This window comes from Flavobacterium tiangeerense (assembly GCF_007830355.1).
Taxonomy (GTDB): domain Bacteria; phylum Bacteroidota; class Bacteroidia; order Flavobacteriales; family Flavobacteriaceae; genus Flavobacterium; species Flavobacterium tiangeerense.
Map to the genome: position 1 here is coordinate 289,714 of NZ_VLKO01000004.1, position 12,160 is coordinate 301,873.

The 12,160-nt window shown below is 31.0% G+C and carries 10 protein-coding genes; 4 read left to right on the forward strand and 6 right to left on the reverse strand.

From position 1 onward, the window contains the following. Positions 1-20: 20 nt before the first annotated feature. Positions 21-1,526, reverse strand: a complete 1,506-nt coding sequence (locus IQ05_RS06075) for an aldehyde dehydrogenase family protein (protein ID WP_144891044.1) — start codon at positions 1,524-1,526, stop codon at positions 21-23. Between the two features lie 291 nt (positions 1,527-1,817). On the opposite strand from IQ05_RS06075, the gene pheT reads away from it, so the two are divergent. Then, a complete protein-coding gene (gene pheT, locus IQ05_RS06080) occupies positions 1,818-4,238 on the forward strand; it encodes a phenylalanine--tRNA ligase subunit beta (protein WP_144891046.1) in 2,421 nt (806 codons plus the stop codon). Between the two features lie 97 nt (positions 4,239-4,335). Here the strand turns inward: pheT and IQ05_RS06085 are convergent, their stop codons facing one another. From IQ05_RS06085 to IQ05_RS06095, 3 genes are all read right to left on the reverse strand, one after another. Further along, complete coding sequence (locus IQ05_RS06085; protein WP_144891048.1) at positions 4,336-4,890, reverse strand: hypothetical protein; 555 nt, start codon at positions 4,888-4,890, stop codon at positions 4,336-4,338. 2 nt (positions 4,891-4,892) lie between these two features. Next, the gene (locus IQ05_RS06090; RefSeq protein ID WP_144891050.1) at positions 4,893-5,597 is read right to left on the reverse strand and encodes a hypothetical protein; all 705 of its coding nucleotides are present in this window, start codon (positions 5,595-5,597) and stop codon (positions 4,893-4,895) included. Positions 5,598-5,659: 62 nt separating this feature from the next. Next, the gene (locus IQ05_RS06095) at positions 5,660-6,262 is read right to left on the reverse strand and encodes a DUF2589 domain-containing protein (RefSeq protein WP_144891052.1); all 603 of its coding nucleotides are present in this window, start codon (positions 6,260-6,262) and stop codon (positions 5,660-5,662) included. Between the two features lie 251 nt (positions 6,263-6,513). On the opposite strand from IQ05_RS06095, the gene IQ05_RS06100 reads away from it, so the two are divergent. From IQ05_RS06100 to IQ05_RS06115, 3 genes are all read left to right on the forward strand, one after another. After that, on the forward strand, positions 6,514-6,945 hold the full coding sequence (locus IQ05_RS06100) for a hypothetical protein (protein ID WP_144891054.1): 432 nt from the start codon (positions 6,514-6,516) through the stop codon (positions 6,943-6,945). A gap of 746 nt (positions 6,946-7,691) precedes the next feature. After that, positions 7,692-8,360, forward strand: coding sequence for a sensor histidine kinase (locus tag IQ05_RS06110; RefSeq protein WP_244289532.1), 669 nt, complete (start codon positions 7,692-7,694; stop codon positions 8,358-8,360). Next, the gene (locus tag IQ05_RS06115; RefSeq protein WP_144891060.1) at positions 8,344-8,988 is read left to right on the forward strand and encodes a response regulator transcription factor; all 645 of its coding nucleotides are present in this window, start codon (positions 8,344-8,346) and stop codon (positions 8,986-8,988) included. Before IQ05_RS06110 ends, IQ05_RS06115 begins: the two co-directional genes overlap by 17 nt. A gap of 85 nt (positions 8,989-9,073) precedes the next feature. Here the strand turns inward: IQ05_RS06115 and IQ05_RS06120 are convergent, their stop codons facing one another. Continuing rightward, positions 9,074-11,203, reverse strand: coding sequence for an OmpA family protein (locus IQ05_RS06120; protein ID WP_144891063.1), 2,130 nt, complete (start codon positions 11,201-11,203; stop codon positions 9,074-9,076). Between the two features lie 10 nt (positions 11,204-11,213). Beyond that, a complete protein-coding gene (locus IQ05_RS06125) occupies positions 11,214-12,149 on the reverse strand; it encodes a PorP/SprF family type IX secretion system membrane protein (protein WP_144891065.1) in 936 nt (311 codons plus the stop codon). Between the last annotated feature and the right edge of the window lie 11 nt (positions 12,150-12,160).

Consider the following 12,160-nt stretch of genomic DNA (forward strand, 5'->3'; position numbering starts at 1 on the left):
TTTATTAAAAATTTAAATTATTAAAAGAAACCCAACTTCTTTTTATCATAAGAAATAAGCATATTTTTAGTTTGACGGTAGTGACCTAACATCATTTTGTGGTTTTCTCTACCAATTCCAGATTGTTTGTAGCCTCCAAAAGGCGCACCAGCTGGATAAGAATGGTATTGGTTAATCCAAACTCTACCTGCTTGAATTGCCCTTGGAACCTGATAAATTTCATGCGCATCGCGAGTCCATAAACCAGCACCTAGACCATACATGGTATCATTTGCGATGGCAATAGCCTCCTCGGTAGTCTTAAATGTGGTAATTGCAAGTACAGGTCCAAAAATTTCTTCCTGAAAGATGCGCATTTTATTGTGTCCTTTAAATAAAGTAGGCTTGATATAATACCCTTCAGATAAATCATCACCCATTTCATTTGCCTCGCCACCTGCTAATAGTACGGCACCTTCCTCAATACCTAGTCTAATGTAAGCCATAATTTTCTCTTGTTGAACTAATGAAGTTTGTGCGCCCATCATAGTGTTTGTATCAAGAGGGTTACCTAATTTTATAGCATTGGTTCGCTCAATAACTCTTGCTATAAATTGATCATAAATATCTTCATGTACCAATAATCTGGATGGACAAGTACATATTTCACCTTGATTTAAAGCAAACATTACGGCACCTTCAACAGCTTTGTCAAAGAAATCATCATCGGCATCAGCCACAGACTTCATAAAAATATTAGGTGACTTCCCTCCTAGTTCTAATGTTACTGGTATAATATTTTCTGTAGCATATTGCATGACTAATCTTCCCGTAGGTGTTGACCCTGTAAATGCTGCTTTTGATACTTTTTTATTGGTTACCAAGGCACGACCTAATTCAGATCCAAAACCGTTTACAATGTTTACAACTCCAGCTGGTAATAAATCACCAATAAGTTCCATAAGGATTAGTATTGAAATTGGCGTACTTTCGGCTGGTTTCAAAACTACAGTATTTCCTGCGGCAAGTGCAGGAGCGAGTTTCCAAACAGCCATAAGAATAGGGAAATTCCATGGGATAATTTGTGCAATAACTCCAAGAGGTTCACTTAGTGCAATAGAAACCGTTTGAGAATCAAGCTCTGTAATAGTGCTTTCTTCAGCTCTAATTACACTTGCAAAATAACGAAAATGATCTATGGCAAGAGGTAAATCTGCTGCCATAGTTTCACGAATGGCTTTTCCGTTATCAATAGTTTCAACAATAGCAAGATATTCAAGATTGTCTTCAATAACTTGTGCTATTTTATTCAATAAATTACTTCGTTCTGTAACCGATGTTTTACCCCAATTTTGAAAGGCGTTATATGCATGATCTACAGCAAGTTCTAAATCTTCTTTACTGGAGTGTGCTGCTTGTGTATACACTTTACCATCTACAGGTGAAACAACATCAAAGTAGTTCCCATTTACAGGAGCAATAAATTTTCCTCCAATATAATTATCATATTTAGCCTTAAATTCAGGTCTTTGAAGTAATGTACTCATTTTATACTTTTTTTTAGTTTATCCAAAAATATTTAACTTTTAAGAAACTAAATAGCATAATTCATTCAATTTATAGCATAAAATTTTCAAATACATTTTTTTAAATATAATTTTATACGAATTAAATAATTTTATTTTTTTTTCAAAAGTTTTAAAAATCAGTAATTTAAAATGAATACAATTATAACTTAAAAAACAAAAAAAATAGTTTCTTACTACAAACTGCAATCCTTATATTTGTACGCGTCTTTGAAAACGGGACTTGTAAAGCAATATCATTAAAAAATACAAATGAAAATATCATACAACTGGTTAAAACAATTTATAAAAATAGACTGGAAATCCGAAGAAACAGCTGCATTGCTTACAGACTTAGGGCTTGAGGTAGAAGTGGTTGAAAAGTACCAATCTATTAAAGGAGGATTAGAAGGAGTAGTTATAGGTCATGTATTAACATGTGTACAACATCCAGATGCTGACAGACTGAAAATAACAACTGTTGATATAGGAACCGGCACACCAATACAAGTAGTTTGTGGTGTTAGTAATGTAGGTGCAGGACAAAAAGTTCCTGTTGCTACTATTGGGACTGAATTGTATGATAAAGAGGGCAATGCTTTTACGATCAAGAAAGGAAAAATTAGAGGTCAAGAAAGCCACGGTATGATTTGTGCAGAAGACGAATTAGGTCTTGGTGAAAGCCACGATGGAATTATGATCTTAGACGACTCATTGGTACCTGGAACAGCCGCTGCAACTGTGTTTAAAATAGAAAATGATGAAGTTTTTGAAATAGGATTAACACCAAATCGTGCTGATGCTATGAGCCATCTAGGTACAGCTAGAGATTTGAGAGCAGGACTTTTACAAAATGGAGTTAGCGTAGAGCTTATTACACCTTCAGTTAGTAATTTTAGAGTAGATAAAAGAACTTTAAAGATTGATATTGATGTTAAAGAACCAAAATTAGCACCTAGATATTGTGGCGTTACAATCTCTGGTATTGAAGTAAAACCTTCTCCTGCTTGGTTACAAAACAGATTAAAATCTATTGGGTTAAACCCAAAAAATAACATTGTTGATGTTACGAATTACGTTTTACACGAATTGGGTCAGCCCCTTCATGCCTTTGATGCTGCTAAAATAAACGGAAAAGTAGTCGTTCAAACTCTTGCGACGGGGACAAAATTTACCACTCTTGATGATGTTGAAAGAGAATTGCATGAGGAAGACTTAATGATTTGTGATGAAAAAGGACCACTTTGTATTGCTGGTGTTTTTGGCGGAAAAAAATCAGGAGTTTCAGAAAGTACTAGTACTATTTTCTTGGAAAGTGCCTATTTCAATCCTGTAAGTATTAGAAAAACAGCGAAGAGACACCAACTTAATACCGATGCCTCTTTTAGATTTGAAAGAGGAATTGACCCTAACATCACTGAATATGCCTTAAAGCGTGCCGCATTATTAATTCAAGAAGTTGCCGGTGGTGAAATTACATCAGATGTAGTGAATGTCTATCCAAAGAAAATTGAAGATTTTAATGTTTTTCTGAACTTTAAAAATGTTAATAAAATAATTGGACAGGAAATTCCAAAAGATACTATTAAAAAAATACTGGTTTCATTAGACATTAAGGTAAATAGTGTATCGGATGCTGGACTTGGATTGACTATTCCTGCGTACCGTGTAGATGTTCAAAGAGAAATTGATGTTATTGAAGAACTTTTAAGAGTTTACGGTTATAACAATATTGCTTTTTCGAATAAATTGAATGCTACGGTTTTCAACGCTCCAAGAAACGAAGATTATAAAATTCAAAATGTTATTTCCTCTCAATTGAACTCTCAAGGATTTCATGAAATGATGGCTAACTCATTGACAACGGCAAACTACGTTACACTTTCTGATCAACTAAATCCTACGAATAATGTAACCATGTTAAATCCTTTGAGTGCTGATTTATCAACCATGAGACAATCATTACTATTCTCTGGACTTGAAGCAGTATCGTATAACATTAATCGTAAAAACGCTGATTTAAAATTATTTGAGTTTGGTAAAACTTACCACAATTACCTTGCTGGTTATGAAGAAAAAAAACATTTAAGTTTATTACTTACTGGTAATAGAAACCAAGAAAACTGGACTGGAACACTAAAAACTTCAGATTTCTTTTTGTTTAAAGGATATGTTTTAGGAATTTTATCTCGATTGGGTATTGATAAATTACAAACTAAACCAGTTGAACTAGATGTTTTTGCTGAAGGAATTTCACTAGTTGTTGGGAATGACACAATCGTTTCATTAGGAGTAGTTAAAAAAGTAATATTAAAACATTTTGGAATCAAACAAGAAGTGTTTTATGCAGACTTTAATTGGGATTTAATCCTTAAAAAAATAAGTACTAAAATTAAATATACAGAGATTCCAAAATATCCTGAGGTACGCAGAGACTTAGCTTTATTGCTAGATCAAACAGTTAGTTATGAAAGCTTATACAACTTGGCTAGACAAACTGAAAAAGGACTTTTGAAAAACATTGATCTATTTGATGTTTACGAAGGTCAAAACTTACCCGAAGGCAAAAAATCATATGCCTTGAGTTTTACCATTCAAGACAATGCAAAAACACTTACTGATGCTCAAATCGATAAAATTATGAGTAAGTTGCAAAAGAACTTTGAAACAGAAGTTGGTGCCGTTTTAAGATAATACATATTGTGGAAATTAAAAAAGCGGTTGCTTTAAATTGTAGTCGACCGCTTTTTTTAATATTTTGAAACACTAAAAATAATTTACAGTTTTCTTTTTAGCAATAATCTTCTAAGTTTATTTCTTCGGCAATAAGCATTTGGATATCAGACATAATCAACATTGTTTTCAATTTGATTGCTCCAGCTTGTAATTGTTCATTTGACGTCGTAAATTTCCAGATAGCATCTACAAAATTTTCAAACGGCAAATCAGGATCATACTTTACAACTTTTGCCTGGCTAATGATCAATAAGATTTGCTTTACCAGTTCTCTACACTCTTCAACTTTTAATTCAAAGGGTTTCAAAACTGTCAATATCAAGCTTTGTAAATCATTTAATATCTCCGAGGCAGCTTTTAATTGTGCTTTCTTTAAAGAGATACTTTTATTATCAGAAAACCTTGGAATCAATAATTTACTTTGTAAACCGGACAATTCAGCTACTTCACTGATAGTATATGTGCTTAAAATTTCTTCATTTTTAGCAATCCAAGCTGTTAATTTTTCGATAAACAAAGGATCTTTTGTTTGAAGACTTCTCGTTATTTTTGGAAATTCTAACAAGTTATTTTTCAAAACGCTAACTAGGTTTAATGTTGATTTTCTCATCTTTATTCAGGTAATAATTTTGATTCTATTTCTCCTTTAGCATTTTCAGATCTACTCCACTCCATTCCGTTTTCAGAAATTTTTAATTTAATGAAGATTAAATTTTCAGACTTAAGTTCTCTTAATTTATTAGCTTCAACAACTATATTAAGATTAGCTAAAGCCTCCACCTCTTTACTAATTGTAATTTCTCGCATTAAAACTGTTATTAAATCTCTAACAATCAAATCAATGTTCATTTTGGCTAATACCTCCTTGTTTACCAAAGCATATTTTTCAATTATCTTTAAATAATACACTACGATTTCTTTTGAAAAACCCAAAATAGAATCATGACTGTTAGTTATTTTAATTTGTTTTTCCAAAATACTTACTTGTCTGGCTGTCTCCGTTTGTAGCAATTTAGTAGGTTCTTTTGTAATTTTTAAGACTCCAAATTTTTCTAATAGGAAACTATAAACTAAAGTGTTAATCTTGATACTATCAAAACCAATTACTGGAGGTTTTGAGATGTTTTCAATTTCATCTAAAGCAATGGGAATTGTCATTTCAACATCATCAATACGCATTCTTGGAATTGAAAAATGTTTCAAATAATCATGTTTTGCATATTCTTCGGCCAATTTTACAGTTTGAAGGTCAGACATTATTTTAGCATTGGTAAAACTAGCCACAATACTTCCTAGGTAATCATTCAATTTTATCATAGTTTCTTATTTTTTAAATAGATTGGCCACCCCAACAAGACAGCCAATCTATTTTAATATTATTACGCGTTTACACTAGCTATACTGTCTTCTAGCATTGTTAATATACGATCTAATCCAGCTGGTAATTCATCATTAACAGCACGAACGTGTACGCCTAGATTATAGGTTTTCTCAACATTTGAACCCGTAACTGAAGTCCTCTTGTACGAAGCAGAAGCTTTGAAATTGACAATTTTGTAATTAATACCAAGTTCAGCACTTGCGACAAACTCACTAGAAACACTTTTGGTCTCTGTAGAAGTAAGCTTTGCATTGAAATCAATGGTCATTTCTTCTATTCTGATACTTGGAATAGACAACATCGTTAAGAATGGAACTCTAATTTCCACCTCTTTATCATCAAATTTTGTATTTCCTGGAACGGATGCTTTTGTAGGATCTGGATCATAATTTGGATTAGGAATAGATTTTTTGTAGTTGAAATCTACATAACGTAACTTTTTTGGATCAGTAGCAGAAGCTCCATCTTCAAAACCAACTGATTGTATAAAATTAACTTGTGCCATAGAGGCTGCATTTTGAGCTTGAACAGCTGCTTGTAATGGTCCACCGATGTAAACACTAAAATCTAAACTATTTAATTCTGCGACTAAATTTGACATAACTATTATTATTAAAATTTAATTCTTACTCTCTTATTAAGGTTTTTCAGATTCCACCTCTCCATTTTGTGCACCAAATGGATTGATACAAAGTTGTGACATAACTAGTTTTCACAAAAGAGTAAAGACACCCTATTTTATTTTTAGATATACCCTAAAAAAAAGGGGATATTTCCCCTTGTGGTATCTGCTGAATTGAAATATTTTTGTCCTGTTACCTTTTAATAATATAACCTTAACTAAAAAACATTATGGAACAAAAACCAATTAAGCCAAAACAACTTATTACTAAAGAATTTGCTAAATTGCTAAATGAAAATTATAATAAAACCAGATATCCTTTGATCAAGGAAGCTATAAAAAAAGAAGATGCTAATGCGATTTGGTTTTCTATTGTGGAATTAGAAAATTATATTGCTTACATAAAAGCTGAAGCAAAAAGGCAAAAAGGTGAAATTGATGGTATTCGCTTTCATTTTGGCGCATATCCTGAAGATAAAGCATATGCCGAAAAAGCCGGTTTAACAACTATTTTTTTAGCTCCAACAGGGACAAAGAAAATTAAAAAAACTACAGAAGTGTCCAAAATGGAAAAATCTATAGAAAATGATGATTCCTTGAATATTGCACCATTAAACTATGGCTCTATTGGTAATCCACCTCCAATCCCTTATATTTATTAAATGTTTGAAGATTTAAGATTTTATATAATTTATTTAGCTTTATTATCAAGCATAATAGGATTTCGATTCTATTATAAATTGCCTAATAATAAAGCTAAATTTATATTGTTTATAATAGTATTTTCTTTTTTGACAGAATTTGTAGGCAAATATTTTACATTATGGACTGGATTAATTAATTTTTCAGTCTATAATTTTTATATGTTAGCTAGTTTCAGTGCCTATATCGTATTGCTGTATGCGCTCTTTCTTAAATTAGAATTTAAAAGAATTGCAATTTGCTTCTTAATAATATTCTATTTATTTTACTTTTGTAACCTTTATTACTTTCAATATCATAACGATACCGTATTCACCAATAGTTTTGCACTTGGAGTAGTTTTTGTATTACTCCTATCATGTTGCTATTTCATAGAAATTTTTAATTCTAAAAAAATACTTAATTTCAAGAAATCAATTTACTTTTGGTTTATACTTGGAATTTTGCTTTTTCACGTACCTTTTTTACCTTTTATGTTGGCTATAAAATGGTTTTTAATAAAAAATGATGAATCAATATTTAGTTTAGTGCTTTTTATATTGAATCTATTAATGAACGGCTGTTTTATCATCGGATTTTTATGGAGCGAAAAGAGATACAACTATTAATAATTTCACTTAGTATAATTTTCTTTACACTAATTGTAATACTACTGACTTTGTTCTTTTATTTTTCAAAGAAAAAGAATTCTTTTTTAATTGAACAAATGAAATCCAAGCACTACTTTCAATCTGAACTAGTAAAAACAAGGATAGAAATAAAAGATCAAACCTTATCCGAAATTAGTAAAGAACTTCATGATAATATTGGCCAAATACTATCTGTGGCCATAATGCAATTGAACTTATTCCTGCAGGATGAAAATAAAATTGTTAAACCCAAAGAACTTAATAATCTAAAAGATATCATTGCAAACGCGCTGGATGAAATTAGAATTTTATCGCGAATAATTAATAAAGAAAATACCTTGCAATGCAATTTCATTGAAGCTATACAGATAGACTTAGATAAAATTAAAAAATTAAAGAAAATCAAATGTATTTTAAATTGGGATGGCATTTCACCACAAATACATTTTGAACATGAATTGTTTATTTACCGAATTTTTCAAGAAGCCATTCACAATAGTTTAAAACATTCCCATAGTGAAACCTTTGAAATCACAATTCAAACTTCAAAAGATCATTTCCTATTAACTTTAACTGATTTCGGAATTGGATACAATACCAATGAATTATCTACCGGTTCTGGATTGAACAACATGAAACTAAGAGCTCAACTTATTGGAGCATCAGTAGATATACATTCTAACAATAATGGCACCTCAATTAAGTTAATTTATCCTTTAACCACAAATCATGAAGACTATCAATAAAATAATTATTGTAGATGATCATCTACTCTTTTCACAATCCTTAAAACTCTTAATAAATAGTTTTGATGATTTTGAAGTGGTTAATAGCTTCGAGAATGGCAAAGAATTTATCAATCATCTTCAAGAAAACCCTGACACCATTGTTGATCTTGTACTTTTGGATGTTAATATGCCCATTTTAGATGGACTAAGCACCATTAAATGGATAAAGGAAAACCAACCCAACTTGAACGTTATAGCCCTCTCAGTAAACAATGACGATGAAACCATCATAAAAATGATTACTAATGGCGCCAAAGGATATTTACTAAAAGATACTAGTCCAAAAATTTTTCAAGAAGCAATTATTGCGGTAATTGAAAAAGACTATTATTTTACTGAGTTAGTTTCATCTATTTTGATTAATCGAATTGATAGTGATAGTAAAAAAATTATTTTAAAAGAAAAAGAACTCATTTTTCTAAAACTAGCCTGTACCGAAAAAACATACAAGGAAATTGCAGATGAAATGTGTCTAAGTCCAAAAACAATCGATGGTTATAGAGAAGTCCTATTTGAAAAACTTGAAATTAAAACTAGAATTGGTCTTGTACTTTATGCTATAAAAAACAAAATCGTTATTATTTAAAATTCTATTTTTACACAATAAATTTCATAAAAAATGCCCCAAAAAGCGAATCACTTTTTGGGGCATTTTCATATGTATACTTTTTTTATAAACTCTTAATCACAAATTCACTTCTTCTGTTGAGCTCGTGCTCTTCTTCGGTACAGCTCTCTTCAGGAATACATTTTATAATTTGAACTGATTCACCATATCCTTTTGCAAAAATTTGTTTGGGTGAAATTCCTTGCTCTAAAAAGTAATCTCTTGTAGCCTGTGCTCTTTTTTGAGATAAGTCTTTATTAAATTTTTCATTTCCTCTATTATCCGTGTGGGAACCTATTTCTAAGATCATTTCTGGATATTTTTTCATTAAAGCAACAACTTTATTCAAGATAGTTTTTGAGTCTTTTCTAATGTACCATAAATTATAATCAAAATAAATAGGATCGGTCTTGATAATTAAGCGGTCTTTGTCTTTTACAACATCTTTTTCATTTGCTAAAATAGTAGCAACTTTTTCAATTTTTTTGGCTTCAGCTAATTCTTGATTTCTTTTTGCAGTTATTGCAATGCTTTTAATTTTCTCAGCCTGAGCTACTTTTTCTTTTTCTTGTTGCAAAGCTAGAGCAGTGAGCTTATTTCTCTCTTCTTCCTCTAAAACAAGTTGCTGCTCTCGTTTAATTGCCTCATTTGATTTAATTTGCATGGAAGCATCATTATTTTTTTTGCGCTCAGCATTAACTACTATTGTTTTGAATGCTGAAGTATAATTGTCTTTTTCTGCCGTAATTTTATAGGTGGATTTACATAATACTTCAAAAATTAATTTACCTTCGGTAGTTGTTATGCTACTTTGTACTATTTCACCATCAGCGTTTTGTAATTGTACCAAAACATTATCTAATGGTAATTTAGTATCAATATCTGTAATAATTCCAGTTATATATTGCTTACAATCTTCAATAATCAATGGTTTCTCTTCTGTGAACGAATAAATATCATCACTGCCTTTACCTCCTGAGCGGTTTGAAGAGAAAAAACCCTCCTTTGTATCGGAATTAATAAAAAAAGCAAAGTCATCATATCCTGAGTTTATGGGTAACCCAACATTTTCAGCTTGCGTAGGAACTCCATTTTGTAAATTCGAAACAAATACGTCTAATGCACCATACCCTTCATGTCCATTTGATGAAAAATACAATTTGTTGTCTTTTGAAACAAATGGAAATTGCTCTTTTCTAGCAGTATTAATTGTATTGCCAAGATTAACAGGTACTCCAAAAGTATCTCCGTAAATTTCTACTGAAAAAATATCAAATGAACCCAATGTTCCTGGCATATCCGAAGCAAAATACAATGTTTTTTCATCCATGCTTAATGCTGGATGTTCTGTTGAATAATTATCATTGTTAAAAGGTAACGAAATGATATTTGTCCATTTTCCGTTATGCCATGAAGCTCTAAACAACTGTAAATTGGAAACTTTATCTTTATTTTTTCCGCGTCTGCCTTTTTTATAATTATTTCTGGTGAAAAACATGGTTTTGCCATCTTTTGTAAACACTGCATTAGATTCATGCATAGCTGTGTTTATTTTGTTGTCAAAACCAGTGGCTACTGAGTCAACTGCATTTACATTGCTTAACGGAATTGCCATCAAATCAAGATAAGATTCGCCATTCCATTTAAAACGTTTATCAAACATACCCATTTTAGATTTGACACCTGCAAATACAAAAGAATTACCTGTAATAAAGCCTCCAAAATCCGTATTGGGTGTATTTATTTTCAAATTTTTAATTTGGTATCTATCCCCAATAGCAGTAACGTTTTCAAGAACTTGAAGGCCTTTTTGATACTTTATCAAAACATCTTTATCTGATAAGGAAGCATAATATTTTTGTAAAACAGTATAAGCTTCATCATATTTTCCAGATGCTTTTAAAGTTTGTGAATATTTAAAATAATATTCTTCTCCAACTTCATTTCCAAAATTTGTAATTAAAAGTTTGTAGTAATACTGAGAAGTATTAAAATCATTGGTATAATAGTAGCAGTCAGCAAGGTTTTGAATTACAATTTGCGAATTATTATCTTGTATTATTGATTTATACAATGGAATTGCTTTATTGTAAAAAGTGCGTTCAAAAAGTTGGTTAGCTCTTTTTAGATTGTCGTCTTGTGCATGAAGTAATTGGATAGAAAATACCAATAGTAGCAAGTATATTTTTTTCATAATTTATGTCTTAGAAAAATCGTGGTGATTTATCATATCCTCTGCTGGATAAATCTAAATTAAACAATACAAAAATTTCATGTGTTCCAGAGTTAAATTGACCTAAATTAGAAGTATTGTAATCATAGGCGTATCCAACACGAATGCTCGGTGTTACTTTCACATTTGTCATTGCACTTATAGCATCTCCAAAACGATATGCCGCTCCAAACTCAAACTTTTCATTGTACAAAACATTTGCAGTTACATCAAGAGATATTGGTGCACCCGAAACGTATTTTGACATAACAGCTGGCTTAAATTTGAATTGTTCAGATACTTGAAATACATATCCAGCTGTTAGGAAAACATGGGTATTTTCTCTGCTAAATGAATTGGTTCCTGACCTATTTTCAAATTGTTTTGTTGCTAATAAATTTGGGGCAGATAAACCTACATAATAGTTGTCTGTAAAATAGAAGGCACCAACACCTACATTTGGCATGATGTCATTTCTGTTTTCTGAAAAAGCATCATCTGTTCCTGGATTACCACTTTCAAATACAAAACCATCAAAATTTGTTTGCAAATTTGTAAATCCAGCTTTTACACCAAAGGATACTTTATGATTGTTATTAAACTCTAGTAAATAAGCAAAATCTGCAAAAAAATTATTTTCTTTTTTTGCTCCGCCGCCTATATCATCTGATATTAATGAAAACCCTACTTCTATTTTTTCATTTACAGGCATGTGTGCAAATAATGTCAATGTTTTTGGTGCACCCACAGCACCCACCCACTGGGATCTATATAAGGCACCCAAATTCAAATTAGATTCTATACCTGTGGCATATGCAGGATTTAAAACACTCATATTATACATATATTGGGTATATTGAGGGTCTTGTTGTGCCGTTAATTTTGTTATTATCAAGAAAAGACTTGATAGTATTATAAACTTTTTCATGTTTTATTTTT